Source organism: Arthrobacter alpinus (assembly GCF_900105965.1).
In the GTDB taxonomy this organism is placed as follows: Bacteria; Actinomycetota; Actinomycetes; order Actinomycetales; family Micrococcaceae; genus Specibacter; species Specibacter alpinus.
Map to the genome: position 1 here is coordinate 3,695,320 of NZ_FNTV01000001.1, position 18,335 is coordinate 3,713,654.

Sequence of the window (18,335 nt, forward strand, 5' to 3'; positions counted from 1 at the left end):
TTTAGTTTCTGCTTTATGAAAAGTTTAGGCAAGGTCCGGTCAGTAGTCAAGGGGGATTGGCGCATGGGAGTGGTGGCCGACACAAAAGGCGCCCCGTCCGGCTTTTCGCAGCCGTGGGACGGGCACAAAAAGCGGCAACGGGCGCCGTGAGTTCAATGGCGCGGCGCTTAGCTGCCGGAGTTGGTGCTGCTGCCCAGCAGGCTTCGGGTGAGGGCAGCGCCGTCGTCCATGAGCTGATTCACGGCGACGGCCAGGTGGGAATCGCTGGGATCTTCCCCCGCCAACGACGCCGCCACCACGGCCCGCCGCATCAGTTCCTTGGCCAGAGAGGCGGTGGTGCCGGCCGTCTGCGCGGCAGCTGCCTCGAGCGCGGACGGTGAAAAGGCGAGCTCGCACGAATAGAGCTGCAATAGTTCCACGCGTTCAGGTTCAGAGGGCAGTGGGATCTCCACCGCCAAATCCACCCGGCCGGGACGCTGGGCCAGTGCCCGCTCCAGCATGTCAACGCGGTTGGTGGTCAGGACAAAAGCAACGTCGGAATCGCTGTCCAGTCCGTCCATGGCGTCGAGGACCTCAAATAGCAGTGGCTGTGGACCGTTCCCAAAGCTCCTGTCCTCGGCGATCAGGTCGCAATCCTCGAGCACCACGATGGCCGGCGCCAGGGCTCGGGCCAGTTTGGCGGCCTCTGCGATGCGGGCCAGGGAGCCCCCGGACAGGAGAACCGCTGTTGTACCTGCGCTTTGGCTGAGCAGGTAGCGGACGGTGTGTGTTTTGCCCGTTCCCGGCGGACCATAGAGCAGCAGTCCCCGTTTGAGGTGCTGGCCGTGTGCCTGCAAAAACTGTGCCTGGCGCCCGATCCCCAAGGTGTGCTCTTCGACCCGGGTGAGGACGCCGTGGGGCAGGATGATGTCCGCACGTGACAGTTCGGGGCGGCGGATGAACGTCACCCCGCCCATGCTGGGTCCGTATTCACTGACCTGGAGTGAAATGACGTGGCCCTTGAACACGCTTTCGTGCTCCATCCGACGGCGTACCTCGGCCAGGAACTTGGCGGTGTCCGCCGGTGTTGCGGCAAGGACCTCAACGGTGGCGAATTGGCGGCCAAAGTTGGGCTTGGCCTCACGCTGGAGAACGGCCATGGCGGCGCCGGCATAGCTGAAAAGCCTTAGGCCCAACGCCACCGTTTGGCGCTGCTTGTCCGGGCCCACCGGTTGGTTTGTAAAGTCCGGCTGAGCGAGCGGGAATGCCGCATGCATGTTGGCGTGCTGCACCATGTCGCTGAGGGACATGTGGTTGCGTTGATCGCCACCGCCGATGCCCACCAGGCGGGCGTTGGGGTCGCGGCTGGCGATGTTGTCCAACAGGATGTCCAAATCCGCCAACCGGTGGGCGGGGATCTCCTCCACCACCACGGAGACTTCCTTGGGCGGGACGCCAAGATGGCGGCTCAGTGTCTGCAGCAGCTCATCGCCGCCCTTGACCGGTTCAATGGTGGCCTGTGCCAAACGGACCAGCGTGCCAAAATCCTTGATGAACGTCCCCATATTTTCATCCATACGCTGACCATAACAGGGCTGTCAACGCCTTCGCGTGGCACTGGACGGGCACAAAAACGCCCGCCAGCGCTTTCCGAAACCCGATGACAAAGCGGGGTGTGGAAAGCGCCGGCGGGCGCCATATCCTTGCCGGCCCCACGCCGCAAGTAGTGGCGAGAGAGTGGGGCCGGAAAAGTTTCTAGGTGAGGCGGATCTGCCGGTTCATGTCCTTGTACAGGAGGTAGCGGAATTCGCCGGGGCCGCCGGCGTAGCAGGCCTGCGGGCAGAAGGCACGCAGCCACATGAAGTCGCCGGCTTCCACCTCAACCCAGTCGTTGTTGAGCAGGTACATGGCCTTGCCCTCCAGGACGTACAGGCCGTGCTCCATGACGTGGGTTTCGGGGAACGGGATGACACCGCCTGGCTGGAACGTGACGATGTTGACCTGCATGTCGTGCGCCAGGTCCGAGGAGTCCGTGAAGCGGGTGGTCTTCCAGGCGCCGTCGGTGTCAGGCATGGCAGTGGGCTCAACCTCGGCATCGCTGGTTACGAAGGACTTGGCCTCGTAGCCCTCGAGGCGCTCGTACGCCTTGCGGATCCACTGGAAGGAGACGATGTCGTCGGAGACGTTTTCCAGTCCCCACGTGGCGCCGGCGGCGAGGTAGGCGTAGCCGCCTTCTTCGAGTGCGTGCAATTCGCCGTCGAGGGTCAGGTTGACCTTTCCCTTGGTCACGAAGACCACGCCTTCAACGCCCGCCTCAAATTCGGCGATGGGAGCGCCGCCGCCCGGGGCGATCTCCACGATCAGCTGGGAGAACGTGGTGGCGAAACCTGAGATGGGTCGGGCCAGGATCCAAGAGCGGGACTTGGAGAAGCCCGGCAGAGTGCTGGTCACGATGTCGGTCATGACGCCCTTGGGGATGACCGTGTAGGCCTCCGTGACGATGGCGCGTTCGGTGGTGAGGTGGGTCTGCGGCGGCAGGCCGCCCTTTGGGTAGAAATACTTCTCGGTCATCTTTGACTCCTTACTTGGAAACGGTTTGTGCCAGCCGCGGGTGCGCCAAGGCGCTCAGCTGGGGAATATCGATGCCGGTCAGCGCGGCAACCTCGTCGGCGCCGACAGCGCCGCAGACCACTCCGCGCAGGACGAAGTTGGCCAGGGCCCGTGCAGTTGCGGGCTCGTCCATGACGGCTCCCGGAGTCTGCTCCACGTAGTTGCGCAGGCGGGCTGCAGATACGGGAAGGCCGTCGCGGTAGAACGCATAGGCTGCGCTGAAGCGGCTGGGCAGCTGGGCGGCGTGCATATCCCAGCCCTGGTAGTAGCCGCGCTCCAAGGAACGGCGGACCAGGCGACCGTGCAGCGCCCAAGCCGATTCAACGCCGTCGCCCATGGGGATGACGTTGGTGGAACCGTCGGAGAGGCGAATGCCCGTGCCGGCCACAGCCAATTGCATGACCTCCTTGGCGAAATCCGCCACGGGGTGTTCCATGGACTGGTATCCGGCTGAGATTTCCAGGGATGCGCTGTAGTCATAGGTGCCGTAATGCAGCCCGCTGATGCGGCCCGGGATTTCATGGGCCAGGCGTGCCACCGGCGAGGTGCCGTCGTGGCTGAGGATGAGCTGCGGAGTTTCCACCTGCACCTCAAAGCGGAGCCGGCCGGCGGGGAGCCCGTGGATCTGCTCGAGGCGACTGACGGCAAAGTCCATCGCCCGCACCTGGTCAACAGTGGCGACCTTGGGCAGGGTCAGGATCAACCCGTCCGGCAGGCCGCCGGTCTCCGCCAGGGTGGAGACAAACAGATCCAGGGTCCGGATGCCGCGGGCGCGGGTGGGCGCCTCGAAGCACTTGAAGCGGATGCCGATGAACGGCGGGGCCGTACCCTGTTCGACGGCGGTGTTCACGGCGCGTGCGGCGGTGATGGCTGCTGCGTCCTCCGCCTCGTCCCCGCGGTTTCCGTAGCCGTCCTCAAAGTCCAGGCGCAGGTCCTCGATGGGCTCGGCTGCCAACTTGGCGGCAACCCGGGGCGCCACGGCGGCCGCCAGTTCGTCATCCTGGCCCAACAGGGAACCCAGGCGTTCCAGGCCGCCATGGTCGTTGGCCAAGGCAAGTGCCTCGTTGCCCCAGTCGGCGGCGAGGGTTGGCGTGAACTTGTCCGCCGGCACGTAGACGGTGTGCACAGGCTGGCGACTGCCGTCGTCGCCCGGGTAGTTGCGTTCCAACAGCGTGTCGGTAGCGCTCAACGAATCATCAATATGTGCCAGATCGGCGGCGGAAAGCGAAAGTTTTGCGGCCATTTCTAGCCCACCAGTTCGTAGGCGGGGATGGTCAAGAAGTCCGTGTAGTCCTCCGACAGGCAGATGTCTGCGATCAGCTCGCTTGCCGGCTTGTAGTACTTGGCAAAGGCCTCCTCGCCAACTTCGCCGCGCAGCTTGGCTGTTTCCTGGTCAAGGATTGTCTCCACGAGTTCCCGTGTGACGATGTTGCCGGTGTCGGCCAGCTTGACCTGGTTGCGGATCTGCTGCCACACCTGGGAGCGGGAGATCTCTGCCGTGGCGGCATCTTCCATGAGGTTGTGGATGGCGACGGCGCCGTTGCCGGAAATCCAGACGGCCGTATAAGCGACGGCGACGTAGAGGTTCAGGTGCAGGCCTGCCTCGGTGGCATCGCCTTCGGCGGAGGCAACGTCCAGCAACTGCTCGGCCGTGACGCTGACCTCGGTGCGCTGCTTGTCGAGCTGGTTGGGGCGCTCGCCGAGAACGGCGTCGAAGACTTCCTGGCAGATCGGGACCAGGTCCGGGTGGGCAACCCAGGAACCGTCAAAACCGTCATTGGCTTCGCGGGTCTTGTCATTGCGGACCTTTTCAAAGGCGGCCGCGGTGACTTCCGGTTCCTTGCGGTTCGGGATGACTGCAGCCATGCCGCCCATGGCGAAGGCGCCGCGGTGGTGACAGGTCTTGACCAGCAGTTCGGTGTAGGCGCGCATGAACGGTGCCGTCATGGCCACCTGGGCGCGGTCCGGCAAGGTGAAGGCGCTGCCTGCGTCACGGAAGTACTTGATGATGCTGAACAGGTAGTCCCAGCGTCCCGCGTTCAGTCCCGAGGCGTGATCGCGCAGCTCGTAGAGGATCTCGTCCATTTCAAAGGCGGCCGGAATGGTTTCGATCAGCACAGTGGCGCGGATGGTTCCCTGCGGGATGGCGAGGTAGTCCTGGGCGAAGACAAAGATGTCATTCCACAGGCGGGCCTCGAGGTGGCTTTCCATCTTCGGAAGGTAGTAGTACGGGCCGTGGCCGTTGGCGAGCAGTGCCTTGGCCGTGTGGAAAAAGTGCAGTCCGAAGTCCACGAGCGCACCCGAGGTGGGTTCGCCGTCGACCACAATGTGGCGTTCCTCCAGGTGCCAGCCACGGGGGCGGGTAACCGCTACGGCCAGGGGAGCGTCAGTGCGGAGGCGGTACTCCTTCCCCTCCGGGGAGGTGTAGCTGAGGGTGCCAAGGGCGGCGTCGCGCAGGTTCAAAACGGCGTCGACAACGTTCCCCCACAGGGGAGTGCTGGCGTCTTCAAGGTCGGCAAGCCACACCTTCGCGCCGGAGTTGAGTGCGTTGATGGCCATCTTGGCTGGTGAGGCAGGCCCCGTCATTTCGACGCGGCGATCGGTCAGGGCTGCCGGAGCCGGGGCAACCTTCCAGTCGCCCTCGCGGACGCTGAAGGTTTCCGGCAGGAAGTCCAGCTTCCCGGTTTCTGCGACCTTGGTTCGCTTCACGCCGCGGGCTTCCAGCAGTTCGGTGCGGACCGGGTTGAAGCGGCGGTTAAGTTCCGCAACGAAGGCAAGCGCCTCGTCGGTGAGGATTTCCGCGGCACGGGGGATGGGGGTGGGATCGGTGACGGTGACGGATTGTGCACTCATGACTGAGTCCTTTCGGTGGTGTTGCTTGCAGCGGCGGAAGCGACTGCGGAAGCGACGTCGCCGGCCACGTGCGGGTCGAAAACGCTGGGGATGATGTAGCTGGCGTTCAGTTCGTCGTCAGAGACCCGGTTGGCAATGGCTTCGGCGGCTGCCACTAGCATATTGGGTGTGATGTCCGACACGCCCGCGTCCAGGAGTCCGCGGAAGAAGCCTGGGAAGGCCAACACGTTGTTGATCTGGTTGGGGAAGTCGCTGCGCCCGGTTGCGACGACGGCGGCGTGGCGGGCTGCGATGACCGGGTCGACCTCGGGGGTGGGGTTCGCCATGGCGAACACAATTGCCTTCTCGGCCATGGCGGCAATCTGCTCTTCACCCAAAACGTTGGGGCCGCTGACGCCGATGAAGACGTCGGCGTCGGTCATGGCCTCGTGCAGGGTTCCGTCGAAGTTGTCCGGGTTGGTGTTTTCGGCGAGCCATGCGCGGTGTTCATCGCTGTGGGTCTCGTTGCGGTGGACCGAGCCGCTGCGTCCGCAGGCCACGATGTTGGTGGCGCCCTGGGCGATGAGCAGCTGGATGATGGCGTTTCCGGCGGCACCGACGCCAGCGACGACGATCTTGACGTCTGAGATCTTCTTCTCGACAACCTTCAGGGCGTTGGCGAGGGCGGCCAGGGTCACGATGGCCGTGCCGTGTTGGTCGTCGTGGAAGACCGGGATGTCCAGTTCATCGCGAAGGCGCTTTTCAATTTCGAAGCAGCGAGGGGCGGCAATGTCTTCCAGGTTGATGCCACCGTAGACGGGGGCCATGGCCTTGGCGATCATGATGATTTCTTCCGTGTCCTGGGTGTCTAGGCAGACGGGCCAGGCGTCGACGTTGGCGAACTGCTTGAACAGTGCCGCCTTGCCTTCCATGACGGGCAGGGCCGCGGCCGGGCCAATGTTGCCCAGGCCCAGGACGGCCGAACCGTCGGTGAGCACGGCGATGGTGTTCCGCTTGACCGTGAGGTTGCGTGCGGCCTCGGGATCTTCGTAGATGGCCATGCAGACGCGGGCGACGCCGGGAGTGTAGGCACGCGACAGGTCGTCACGGTTGCGCAGGGCCACCTTGGGGACCACCTCGAGCTTGCCGCCGAGGTGCATCAGGAAGGTTCGGTCCGAAACGTGCTGGACTGTGACGCCGTCGAGCGCGTCAAGAGCAGCCTTGACACGGTCGGCGTGGTCGTCGTCAGTGGTGTTGGCGGTGATGTCAACGACTATGCGCTCGTGGTGGGACTCCGTGACGTCCAGGGCGGTGACCGAGGCTCCGGCCGCCGCGATGGCGGTTGCCAGTTCGCTGGTAACGGTGAAGCTGGAAGGTGCGCTGACGCGCAGGGTGATTGAGTTGCCGGGACTGGGATTCGCCATTGAATTTCCTTCGCTTGGGCCCTTGGGGCTATCGACATGTACGAGATGTTTTCGTATTATGGATATTATTATCTATCTAGTGGAATTTCAAGCCCACGAGGAAGTTCACTTAATTGGCGTCGTCGTGAGGTAAGTTGAGTATGTGAAATATCCGTGTCACCATGCGGATAAATACTGGCACCGTCAAATACCTAGGAGTCGGACCCATGGCAGCAAAGGCGAGCGGCGGCGTACAGTCCGTGGAACGCGTTTTCGAACTGCTTGAACTCATCACCAATGCAGGTGGAAATGTGACGCTCAGCGAGCTGTCATCCTCGACCGATCTGCCCCTGCCCACGATTCACCGTTTGCTGCGCACGCTTGTTTCGCTGGGATACATCCGCCAGCTCCCGAGTCGACGCTACGCACTGGGGCCGCGCCTGATCCGTCTCGGAGAAGGCGCCACGAAGCAGCTCGGTGCACTGGCGCAGCCGCAGCTGAAGTCGCTCGTGGACCAGTTGGGTGAAACGGCCAACATGGCTGTGCTCGATGACGACATGGTCATCTACATTGCGCAGGTACCGTCCCCGCACTCCATGCGCATGTTCACGGAGGTTGGCCGCCGGGCACACACCCATGACACCGGCGTGGGCAAGGCGCTGCTGGCACAGCTCGACGATGACGCCGTGCGCGGCATCATCGCGCGCCAAGGCATGCCCCGCCCCACCAACAAAAGCATTGGGACCATCGATGAGCTGCTGGCTGACCTGAAGCTCATCCGTGAGCGCGGCTATTCCATTGACGAGGAAGAGCAGGAATTGGGTGTGCGCTGCTTCGCCATGGCAGTGCCCAACTCACCCACACCCACAGCCATCTCCGTCTCCGGCCCCGTGCAACGCGTGGATTTGGCCTTCTCCGAGCGCGCCATTCCGGTGCTGCGTCAGGCTGCCCAGGTGATCTCAGCGGAACTCAACCGCAACTAGTCTTTCCACAGAACGAGGAAAGCCCGGCCGCATTGCGCGGCCGGGCTTTCATCTTTTTGATCGAGCTGGTTAATTCCCAGGCCACAGTGGCGTCATGATTTCCCGGCCGGGCACTCTCATTGAATAGGTGGTGTTGTTCCCGGCCCGGCCGCTTTGGCGGTTTTGGTGTTGTGGACAGCATTGCGCCGCCCAGCTCTGCCGTTATCCTCTGACGACTGCAGAGTTGGACTTCGATTGGTGCAAGAAACGTGAGACCCTTCTGGCCCCCAATCGAAGGAAGGCTGGGCCGATGCTCGATCCCCCGATGCGGCGCCGGCTCAGCCTTCAACCTTCAGCGGGATGCGAGGTGTTCGAGTTCGTCTGGGAGCACCATTGCCAAGTCACCGTCCACGACGCCGGTGATGGGCTGGACCTGACCACCGTTCCACCAGTAGACATGCGGGCTCAGGGGGTGGGGCATGCCGTCGTGTTGGACTCCGGTGACCCGGGTCATGAAGAGCAGGTCAGCAATTCCGGTTTCATCATTGATGACGTGCAGGTTCAGGGCCGTTGCGGCGGGGACTGTCATGAAGACACCAAGGGGTCCGGCTTTGAGCCCGAGGCTGTCAAGGAGTTCGGCGGGGAACGCCAACCAGGTGGCTTGGAACTCAGAATCGGACATGATGCCCAGGAACGAGCCACCTTCCTCATCGGTGGCAGGCTGCGGTGTCCCGGATCCTTCAGCCAGCAGATTGGCCCGGGCAGCATCCCAGGCGCGGTCCTCGCCGGCGCGCTGGACATGGTCGTCCCTGAGGTAGTTGATGGTTTCTTCCCCGTCATAGGCCATCAAGAGGGGGAGTCCACCCACCCATTGGGTGTAGTTGTAGTGGAGCTCGGCCTGCTCCTGGGTGACCATGGTCGGGTCGATGATCTTGGCCCGGGTCCGGGCCAGCAGGTCCTCGGCGGGCATCGCATCGATGATGGATCCGGCGGCTTTGGCGGTCATCCGTGCGAAGTAGTCCTCGAGCATGGGCTTCCACTCCCGCTCCGGGGCGTTGGGAATTGTTCGTGCCACCGTCTCAAGCCCGTACATGCGCCCGTCGGAGGTGACTACGTGGTCATCGGCAACCTCGACTCCGTACCCCATGCTGGTGAGGACATCAACGCTGATCTGACGCATCTTCACACCCTGCTGCAGGGTTAGCTGTGGGAAGGTTGCGTCGAGTTCCTTGGGTTTCCTGCTGAAAAATGCCATGTTGTTCTTTCCTTGCTTTCTCTAGTGAATTGCTGTGGTCAGCGGGTGTATGGGCTGGCGAGTTCCCGGGGGATCCAAGGCTGGGACGGATCCGGCAGCAGGGCTGCGAGCTAGTCCCGGTCTACCGGCTGCTCCGCCAGGACATGGAACAAACGGTCACCATGCATCTCACGGTGTCCGGTCAGGTGCGGGGAAACGATGCTGATCTGGTCCGGGCCGAACCACGTCCAAGACTGCGGATACGGAACAAGCCCTATCCATTCACCTCCGTCAATCGGCCACGTCTCCTTTTCCTGCCCTGGCGACCATTTGTAAGATCGGGTGCCCCATTCGTAGTTGCGCAGCACCTCCACCGAAGCAAAGAAACTCTTCGATTCCAGAGCAAAGGCGACGAAGAACCTTCGAAGCGCCTCCAGCCACCCCGGATTGGACAGGACAGCCCCGTCGAACCTCAAGGACGTCCGTCCGATAGGCCTGTTTTCCTTGGAACCAGACAGGACTCCAAAACCAACAGGATATTGGCAATCGAGATAGAGCGAATGTGTTGGGTCGCTCCGCCACATGTCGGTGAATGCTTGATCGCCGTCTCGCTCCAGCTTGCCTTGCAGAGGCTCGTAGCTGCCGAAGCGTCGGGGCAGGGCCTCGGGCAGGTACTTTCTTGCCGCGGCGATGTAACTGCCAGGCAGATCCTCCGGCATTTTGCCTGTTTCCGTGTAGAAGTTGACTGTCACCAGCTCGGTCGCCCGGGACGCTTCGCGGGGCCGGGTGACGCGGCTGCCCTTGGCCTTGGGCCAGACTTCCCCGCTCTGCTCATCCAGCATCGCACCGGCGGCGGACTTGGCCAGTTTCCGGGCAAACTTCACGGCGTGCGGAATCGAGGTTTCCTCACTGCCCTCCACCAACACCTGATAAACCGCCTTGGCACCGATCACCGATGCCGTCACCTCCTCCGGAACATCCTCGAGCTCCACCTCAAAGGGACCGTCAATCGTGAAACAGTACGCGCGGCGCGCACCCCGCATCACCATCAACGAGTCGGCATCACTGGAGGGCTCGCCGTCGACGTCGAGCCCGGCAGTGCTTCGCACCAGCGCCAGCAACTCGTCAAAGCCCAAAGGGGTCACGGCATAAACGGACAGATCGTATGACATAGGAACACCCTCGCACAGCGGTTGCTACATGCGATGGTGATTCGGCTATGTGGCAGCCAGTTTCGTGGGCGTCCGAAGGGAACAGCAACCACCCGTTAATTAGAAATGATCCGGATTCCGCCTTCGGAGGCCAGTATTCTGGGCTCGGAAAGCGGAATCGGGATCATTTGTGTGGGTGTGGGGCTTAGCCTTCGCCGCCGGCGTTGCCGGTGGTGCCTGCGTTGACGTTGAGGAGATCGTATTTCGCTGCTGCCTGGGCGGCGGCGTTGGGGTCGATCTTGCCTTGCTTGGCGAGCATCTGCAGGGTGCGGACTACCACTGAGTGGGAGTCGATCTTGAAGAAGCGGCGGGCCGCGGAGCGGGTGTCGGAGAAGCCGAAGCCGTCGGCGCCGAGAGTTGCGAAGTCATTGGGCAGGAACTGGCGTACCTGGTCCGGCACTGCCTTCATGTAGTCGGTCACGGCGATGACCGGGCCCTGGGCATCAGCCATTTTTGCGGTGATGTATGGGACGCGGGCTTCTGCTTCGGGGTGCAAGAACGCGTCCTCTTCGGCAGCAAGGCCGTCGCGACGCAGCTCGTTCCAGGAGGTTACGGACCAGACATCGGCTGCTACGCCCCATTCGGTGGCGAGGATCTGCGCAGCTTCCAGGGCCCAGGGCACGGACACGCCGGAGGCCAGCAGTTGAGTGCGGGGCCCGTCGATCTCAGCAACCTTGAGCTTGTAGATGCCCTTGGTGATGCCCTCGACGTCGATGTTCTCCGGCGCCTTGGGCTGGCTGATCGGCTCGTTGTACACGGTGATGTAGTACATGACGTTGGGATCAACTGAATCCTTGCCGTACATGCGCTCAAGACCGGACTTGATGATGACGCCGATTTCGTAGCCGTAGGCGGGGTCGTAGGTGACCACTGCCGGGTTCGTGGAGGCCAGGATCGGTGAGTGCCCGTCAGCGTGCTGCAAACCTTCACCAGTGAGGGTGGTGCGCCCTGCTGTGGCGCCGATGATGAAGCCGCGGGTCATCTGGTCACCGGCGGCCCAGAAGGAATCACCGGTGCGCTGGAAACCAAACATGGAGTAGAACACGTAGACCGGGATCAACGGTTCACCATGGGTGGCGTAGGCGGTGCCGGCGGCGGTGAACGCTGCCACGGAACCGGCCTCGTTGATGCCGGCGTGCACGATCTGCCCAGAAATGGATTCCTTGTACGCCAAGACCAGGTCGCGGTCCACGGAGAGGTAGTTCTGCCCGTTGGGGTTGTAGATCTTCGCGGTCGGGAAGAACGCATCGATGCCGAAGGTGCGGGCCTCATCAGGGATGATCGGCACAATACGCTGGCCAATCCCCTTGTCACGCATCAGATCCTTGAGCAGGCGTACGAAGGCCATGGTGGTGGCTGCCTGCTGCTTGCCGGAGCCGCGGTTGGCAACCTCGTAGGTTTTATCGCCGGGCAGTTCCAGCTCGGTGTGCTTGCTGCGACGCTCAGGGACGGAACCGCCCAGTGCGTTGCGGCGCTCCATCATGTACTGGATTTCCGGCGTATCCATCCCTGGGTGGTAGTACGGGGGACGGTACGGGTCGGCTTCGAGGACCTCATCGCTGATGGGCAGGCGCAGGTGTGTGCGGAAGTCCTTCAAGTCCTGCAAGGTGAGCTTCTTCATCTGGTGCGTGGCGTTGCGCGCCTCGAAGTGGCTGCCCAGGCCGTAGCCCTTGACGGTGTGCGCCAGGATCACTGTGGGCTTGCCCTTGAACTCGGTCGCTGCCTTGTAGGCGGCGTAAACCTTGTGGTAATCGTGGCCGCCGCGCTTGAGGTTCCAGACCTCATCGTCGCTAAGGTGTGCGGCGAGTTCCTTGGTTTGCGGGGTTTGCCCGAAGAAGTGCTCGCGGACGAACCCGCCGGATTCGGCCTTGTACGTCTGGTAGTCACCATCGCGGGTGGTGTTCATGACATCGACCAGGGATCCGTCGCTGTCGCGGTCTAGCAGGTCATCCCACTCACGGCCCCAGAGGACCTTGATGACGTTCCAGCCGGCACCGCGGAAGAACGCTTCGAGTTCCTGAACGATCTTGCCGTTGCCGCGTACCGGACCATCGAGGCGTTGGAGGTTGCAGTTGACAACGAAGGTGAGGTTGTCGAGCTTGTCGTTAGCGGCGAGTTGGAGCAGGCCGCGTGATTCGGGCTCGTCCATTTCACCGTCCCCCAGGAACGCCCAGACCTGCTGGTCGCTGGTGTCCTTGATGCCGCGGTTGTGCAGGTATCGGTTGGACTGGGCCTGGTAGATCGCGTTCATCGGGCCAATGCCCATGGACACGGTGGGGAATTCCCAGAATTCCGGCATCAGGCGCGGGTGCGGGTACGAGGAAAGCGCGTGGCCTTCCTTGGACTTTTCCTGACGGAATCCGTCCATGTCTTCTTCGGAGAGGCGGCCTTCAAGGAAGGCGCGGGCGTACATGCCGGGGGAGGCGTGGCCCTGGAAGAAGACCTGGTCCCCGCCACCGGCGTGGTCCTTGCCGCGGAAGAAGTGGTTGAAACCGACCTCGTACAGGGTTGCGGCACCTGCATAAGTGGAAATGTGTCCACCAACACCAATCTCCGGAGACTGGGCCCGGTGGACCATAATGGCGGCGTTCCAGCGCAACCAGGCACGGTACTTACGCTCGATCTCCTCGTTGCCGGGGAACACGGGTTCCTGATCAACGGGAATCGTGTTTACGTAGTCCGTGGTCGTGACCATCGGCACGCCAACGCTCTGCGCACCAGCCCGCTGAAGCAGGCTACGCATAATGTACTGGGCACGCTCTGTGCCGCGTTCCTGAATCAACGTATCCAAGGACTCAAGCCATTCGGCTGTCTCTTCTGGATCGCGATCAGGCAGCTGGTTTGTCAACCCGCTGAGGATATGGGAATTATCGTCTCGCAAGAACATCTGTCCTCTTTCAGTGGTGCATTCGCTACCTCCCTGATGGTGAGGCTGCGCGTACCCGCTGGCTGCGCGTTCGCCGTCGAACGTGGTGCGGGCGTTGGGTAATCCAGCATGAAACTCGCTGTCGCAATTTTCGCTAGATGGAAACAAAATATTGTATGACGAGATTACGTCCTTGTGCCCAAGGATGCAAAATTCTGCGCTTGTGACAGATTTTCGCCACAGAACCTTTGACACGGTGTGAGCTGGCTCATAGACTAGTTTTCATACTTCAAAAGTTTTATTCCACCATATGAAAATTCTATTTATTGCGGAGCTATCATGGACGCTACTTCCACAAAGAATATCCACACTGTTGAGGCAGGTGAGCACCCTCAAGGGAGAGGGGCTGCCCGGGCCGATCAAAGAAGAGGAATCACCTTGTCTGAACACACCGGCGGGACCACCCTGTCAGAACCTCCCTTTAAGACTCCGGAGGGTCACACCCTCAGTGCCAGCCTGTTCAACCAGGACCTGGCACCCACCAAGATGAAAGGCCGCCGCTGGTCCAGCTACAGCATCTTCACGCTGTGGGCCAATGACGTGCACAGCTTGGGCAACTACGCCTTCGCCATCGGATTGTTTGCTCTCGGCCTGGGCGGCTGGCAGATCCTGCTGGCCTTGGGCATCGGGGCAGTCCTCCTGTTTGGCTTGTTGAACTTCTCCGGGTTTATGGGCTTCAAGACGGGCGTTCCATTCCCTGTCATGAGCCGCATCAGCTTTGGCATCAAGGGTGCGCACATCGCTTCCCTCCTTCGCGGCGGCGTCGCAATCGTCTGGTTCGGCGTGCAGACCTTCCTGGCCTCCGTTGTCCTGAGGGTCATGCTTACAGCGCTCTTCCCCGCTTTGAAGGCGTGGGACACCAACTCCATTCTTGGGCTGTCAACACTTGGCTGGTTGGCTTTCATTGCACTGTGGATTGTCCAGGTCATTATTGTCAGCTTCGGCATGGATATGATCCGCAAGTACGAGGCCTTTGCCGGCCCGATCATTCTGATCACCATGGCAACCATCGCCATCTGGATGTTTATGCAGGCCGGTGGCTCCATTGCCTGGCAGACCGACCGCGGTCTGCAGGGTGCTGAAATGTGGCGCACCATCTTTGCCGGCGGCGCCCTCTGGGTTGCCATCTACGGCACCTTTGTTCTGAACTTCTGCGACTTTACCCGCTCGGCCAAGTCTGCCAAGTCCATTGTGCGCGGCAACTTCTGGGGCATCCCGATCAACATGCTCCTCTTCGGTGCCATTGTTGTTGTCATCTCAGGTGCCCAGTTCAAGATTGACGGAACCATCATTGAAAGCCCCGCGGACATTGTTCAGACCATCCCGAACACCTTCCTGCTGGTTGTTGCCTGCCTCGCCCTGCTGATCCTTACCGTTGCCGTGAATCTGATGGCCAACTTCGTGGCTCCTGTCTACGCACTGACCAACTTGTTCCCCCGCCACCTGAACTTCCGCAAGGCCGCCCTGGTCAGTGCCATCATCGGCCTGGTCATCCTGCCCTGGAACCTCTACAACAATCCTGTCGTCATCGTTTACTTCTTGGGCGGTTTGGGCGCACTATTGGGCCCGCTGTTCGGAGTCATCATGGCCGACTACTGGCTCATCCGCCGAGGCAAGGTCAACGTGCCGCACCTGTACACAACGGCTGAGGGCGCTGAGTACCACTACAAGCGAGGCGTCAACCCCCGCGCTGTGATTGCCCTGATTCCAGCCTCCGTGGTGGCCCTGGCCATTGCCTTCATCCCGGCACTGGGCGAACTTTCCTCCTTCTCCTGGTTCTTTGCCGCCGGACTCGCCGCAGTCACCTACTACTTCGTGGCTGACCGCAAGGCCAGCTACCACGACGTATCCGGTGAGGCCATCGCCGTTGACAGCGTCCACTAACCCCCGCTTCGATTGAAAGGCAAGTCATGCGCATTCTTGTAGTCAATGTGAACACCACAGCATCAATGACCGAATCAATCGCTTCACAAGCCCGCGCAGTGGCGGCACCCGGCACCGAGATTGTGGCCCTCACGCCCCGCTTTGGTGCCGAATCATGCGAAGGCAATTTTGAAAGTTACCTTGCGGCCGTTGCCGTGATGGATGCCGTGCAGTCCTACACCGAACCGTTCGACGCCGTTGTCCAGGCCGGCTACGGCGAGCATGGCCGCGAAGGCCTCCAGGAATTGCTGAATGTTCCCGTCGTGGACATTACCGAGGCGGCAGCCAGCACGGCCATGTTCCTTGGACACAAGTACTCGGTGGTCACCACCCTTGACCGGGCCGTGCCGCTCATCGAGGACCGGCTCAAGCTTGCCGGGCTGACCGACCGCTGCGCATCTGTCCGCGCCAGCGGGATGGCGGTGCTGGAGCTCGAAGAAGAGCCCGAGCGCGCTGTTGAGGCGATTGTCCGTGAGGCCGAACTGGCTGTCTCCGTGGACAAGGCCGAGGTCATTGTTCTTGGCTGCGGCGGCATGGCGGGCCTCAATGACAAGGTCCGGGAGCGCACGGGTGTTCCCGTGGTCGACGGCGTGGCGGCTGCGGTTACCATCGCCGAGTCACTGGTCCGCTTGGGTCTGTCCACCTCCAAGGTGCGCACCTACGCAACGCCCCGGCCCAAGGCATTCACGGGCTGGCCGGTTCCGGCCAATGCGCAGGAATTAATAGCGCAGTAGAACCACACGGGGCGGGGCTGGCGGAACGTTTTCCGCCGGTCCCGCTCTTTTGTGCTTGCCCGGCTAGATTCAAGAAACAATGTAAGCACCTCAATCAAGGAGTGGATGTGAACAAGGAACTTCAAAACACTGCGGCACGGGTCATGGTGGTAACGGGTGCCGGATCCGGCATTGGACGTGCCGTGGCGCAGGCGGCCCTTGCCGCCGGGTACTCCGTGGTGCTGGCGGGCCGGCGCGAAGCTGAACTTCTTGCCGTGGCCACCGGCCACCCGCTTGCCTTGGCGGTGCCGACGGATGTCACCGATGAGGACCAGGTGGCGAGGCTGTTCAGCCAAGCCGTGGAGCACTTTGGCCGGGTGGATGTCCTCTTCAACAATGCAGGAACCTTTGGCCCTGCCAAGTCCGTGGATGAAGTGACGCTGGTTGACTGGAACGCCACGGTGGCCGTCAACCTCACCGGCTCCATGCTGTGCGCCGCCGCCGCCATCCGGGTCATGAAGCAGCAGCAGCCCCAGGGCGGGAGGATCATCAACAACGGCTCCATCTCCGCCCATTCCCCGCGACCCAAGTCGGCCGCATATACCGTCACGAAGCACGCCATCAGCGGCCTGACCAAGTCCATAGAGCTGGACGGGCGGGCCTTCGGGATCAGCTGCGGCCAGATCGACATTGGCAACACCGCCACGTCCATCATGTCCACTCTGGATGTTGCCACCGGCGCCCTGCAGGCCAACGGGGAACTGCTGGTGGAGCCCACCTTCCCGGTGGCCGAGGCCGCACGGACCGTCATGTTCATGGCCGACCTCCCGGCGTCGGCAACCATTGGCCAATTGGTCATCACGGCGGCCGGCATGCCTTTCGTCGGGCGGGGCTGATCCGGCCCGGGCACCTGCCGTAAACGGTCGACGGCGGTGGGTGACCCACCGCCGTCGTGCCTTGCTTAGTGCGGGGAAGAGCCGTTGGCCGCCTGCGGGATTTCGCCCGTGACGGGCACCTCCTTGCCGTCGACGTCAATCAACTTCCCGTCCTCGCACCTGTCGCCGTCCTGCAGGTGCTCCAACAACTCGGCGGTGATGAGGCGGTCCGTGCCAGCGGCAAACACGGACGGATTCTCCGGATTGCCGCGCTTGAGGTGGTTGAAGAGCAGGTTCAGCAGGATTGCCATGATGGCTGCCGAGGAGATCCCGGAGTGGAAGATGGTGCCGACCCAGCCGGGGAACTGATCGTAAAAGGTTGGGGCGGCGATGGGCAGCATGCCAAAGCCAACTGAGGTGGAGACAATAATCAGGTTCATGTTATTGCGGTAGTCCACCTGCGCCAGTGTCCGGATGCCACTGGCCGCCACCGTGCCAAACAGGACAATGCCCGCCCCGCCCAGCACCGACAACGGAACGGCCGCAACTACACGTCCCAGGATGGGCAACAGACCCAAGACCACAAGGATCACTCCGCCCGCCGCGACCACGAATCGGCTCTTGACACCCGTGACAGCCACAAGGCCAACGTTCTGGGCAAAAGCACTCTGCGTGAAGGAGCCGAAGACCGGGGAGACAAGGCTCGATGCCATGTCGGCGCGCAACCCTGCAGCGATGCGCTTGGAGTCCACCTTGGTGTCCACAATCTGCCCCACTGCCAGGATGTCGGCCGTGGTCTCGGTCAGGATCACCAGCACCACGATCATCATGGAAATGATGGCGGCAATGTTGAAGGTGGGCAGGCCCAAGTGGAAGGGCATGGGGAGCGCAAAAATGGCGCCATGGCCCACCGCGGAAAAGTCGGCCTTGCCCATGAAGATCGCCGCAACGGTGCCAACAATCATGGCGAACAGGATCGACAGCCGGGAGATGGTGGAACTGCCCAGCTTGCTCAGGAGCAGCACCACCGCCAGGGTGAAGGCGGCGAGCATGATGTTTGAGACGCTGCCGTAGTCGGCGGCTTTCTTGTTGCCGCCCATGGACCAGTTTGCCGCCACCGGCATGAGCGTCAGGCCGATCGTGGTGATGACACTGCCAGTCACAACGGGCGGAAAGAACCGCACAATCTTGGAAAATAGCGGAGCAATGAGCAGGCCGAATGCGGCAGATACAATCACCGCGCCAAAGACCGCCTGGATTCCGCCACCGCCCACAATGGCAACCATGGTGGCCACACTGGCAAAGGACACACCCTGCACCAGCGGCAGTTGTGAACCGAAGAACGGCAGGCCAATGGTCTGCAAAAGCGTTGCTAGGCCGCCCATGAACAGTGCCGCGGCAATGAGGACACCGATGTCGGTTGGGGACAGGCCGGCGGCCTGCCCGATGATGAGGGGGACGGCGATAATCCCGCCGTACATGGTCAATACGTGTTGGAATCCATAGGCGAAACTAGCGCCAATACTGAGCTTTTCATCCTCGGGCCGGGTGGGAACTGCGGCCGTGGAACGTGAAATTTTGGTCATAGCGGACCTCCTTGTCTGCTTACCCTTGTTAAGCGAGAACCCGCTTTGGGAGTTGTCGCTGCGGGCAGGCGGGGGTTGCAG

Annotated in this window: 13 protein-coding genes; 4 read left to right on the plus strand and 9 right to left on the minus strand. The window is 62.1% G+C overall.

Annotation, left to right across the window (positions count from 1 at the left end; all coding sequences use genetic code 11):
* Nucleotides 1-167: 167 nt before the first annotated feature.
* From BLV41_RS16910 to BLV41_RS16930, 5 genes are all read right to left on the minus strand, one after another.
* The gene (locus BLV41_RS16910) at nucleotides 168-1,556 is read right to left on the minus strand and encodes an AAA family ATPase (protein WP_074712640.1); all 1,389 of its coding nucleotides are present in this window, start codon (nucleotides 1,554-1,556) and stop codon (nucleotides 168-170) included.
* Nucleotides 1,557-1,734: 178 nt separating this feature from the next.
* Nucleotides 1,735-2,550, minus strand: a complete 816-nt coding sequence (locus BLV41_RS16915) for a bifunctional allantoicase/(S)-ureidoglycine aminohydrolase (RefSeq protein ID WP_044579206.1) — start codon at nucleotides 2,548-2,550, stop codon at nucleotides 1,735-1,737.
* 10 nt (nucleotides 2,551-2,560) lie between these two features.
* Complete coding sequence (locus tag BLV41_RS16920) at nucleotides 2,561-3,832, minus strand: DUF6986 family protein (RefSeq protein ID WP_074712642.1); 1,272 nt, start codon at nucleotides 3,830-3,832, stop codon at nucleotides 2,561-2,563.
* Between the two features lie 2 nt (nucleotides 3,833-3,834).
* Nucleotides 3,835-5,442, minus strand: a complete 1,608-nt coding sequence (gene aceB / locus BLV41_RS16925; protein WP_074712644.1) for a malate synthase A — start codon at nucleotides 5,440-5,442, stop codon at nucleotides 3,835-3,837.
* On the minus strand, nucleotides 5,439-6,845 hold the full coding sequence (locus tag BLV41_RS16930; RefSeq protein WP_074712645.1) for an NAD-dependent malic enzyme: 1,407 nt from the start codon (nucleotides 6,843-6,845) through the stop codon (nucleotides 5,439-5,441). Before BLV41_RS16930 ends, aceB begins: the two co-directional genes overlap by 4 nt.
* Nucleotides 6,846-7,051: 206 nt before the next feature.
* Here BLV41_RS16930 and BLV41_RS16935 point away from each other — a divergent pair, with 206 nt between their 5' ends.
* Nucleotides 7,052-7,807: an IclR family transcriptional regulator gene (locus BLV41_RS16935; protein ID WP_074712647.1), complete on the plus strand. Its 756-nt coding sequence runs from the start codon at nucleotides 7,052-7,054 to the stop codon at nucleotides 7,805-7,807.
* Between the two features lie 331 nt (nucleotides 7,808-8,138).
* On the opposite strand, the gene BLV41_RS16940 is transcribed toward BLV41_RS16935, so the two are convergent.
* From BLV41_RS16940 to aceE, 3 genes are all read right to left on the minus strand, one after another.
* Entirely contained in the window at nucleotides 8,139-9,041 is a 903-nt protein-coding gene (locus tag BLV41_RS16940) for a hypothetical protein (RefSeq protein ID WP_074712648.1), read from the minus strand.
* Nucleotides 9,042-9,151: 110 nt separating this feature from the next.
* Nucleotides 9,152-10,192, minus strand: coding sequence for a hypothetical protein (locus BLV41_RS16945; protein ID WP_074712650.1), 1,041 nt, complete (start codon nucleotides 10,190-10,192; stop codon nucleotides 9,152-9,154).
* Between the two features lie 184 nt (nucleotides 10,193-10,376).
* Complete coding sequence (gene aceE, locus BLV41_RS16950; protein WP_074712652.1) at nucleotides 10,377-13,118, minus strand: pyruvate dehydrogenase (acetyl-transferring), homodimeric type; 2,742 nt, start codon at nucleotides 13,116-13,118, stop codon at nucleotides 10,377-10,379.
* 444 nt (nucleotides 13,119-13,562) lie between these two features.
* Between aceE and BLV41_RS16955 the strand changes: the two genes are divergently transcribed.
* From BLV41_RS16955 to BLV41_RS16965, 3 genes are all read left to right on the plus strand, one after another.
* Complete coding sequence (locus tag BLV41_RS16955; protein ID WP_244517036.1) at nucleotides 13,563-15,041, plus strand: NCS1 family nucleobase:cation symporter-1; 1,479 nt, start codon at nucleotides 13,563-13,565, stop codon at nucleotides 15,039-15,041.
* Nucleotides 15,042-15,067: 26 nt separating this feature from the next.
* Nucleotides 15,068-15,814, plus strand: coding sequence for an aspartate/glutamate racemase family protein (locus BLV41_RS16960; protein ID WP_044574921.1), 747 nt, complete (start codon nucleotides 15,068-15,070; stop codon nucleotides 15,812-15,814).
* A 143-nt stretch (nucleotides 15,815-15,957) separates the two neighbouring features.
* Nucleotides 15,958-16,689, plus strand: a complete 732-nt coding sequence (locus BLV41_RS16965) for an SDR family oxidoreductase (RefSeq protein WP_044575059.1) — start codon at nucleotides 15,958-15,960, stop codon at nucleotides 16,687-16,689.
* 65 nt (nucleotides 16,690-16,754) lie between these two features.
* Here the strand turns inward: BLV41_RS16965 and BLV41_RS16970 are convergent, their stop codons facing one another.
* Complete coding sequence (locus tag BLV41_RS16970; RefSeq protein WP_074712656.1) at nucleotides 16,755-18,254, minus strand: nucleobase:cation symporter-2 family protein; 1,500 nt, start codon at nucleotides 18,252-18,254, stop codon at nucleotides 16,755-16,757.
* Between the last annotated feature and the right edge of the window lie 81 nt (nucleotides 18,255-18,335).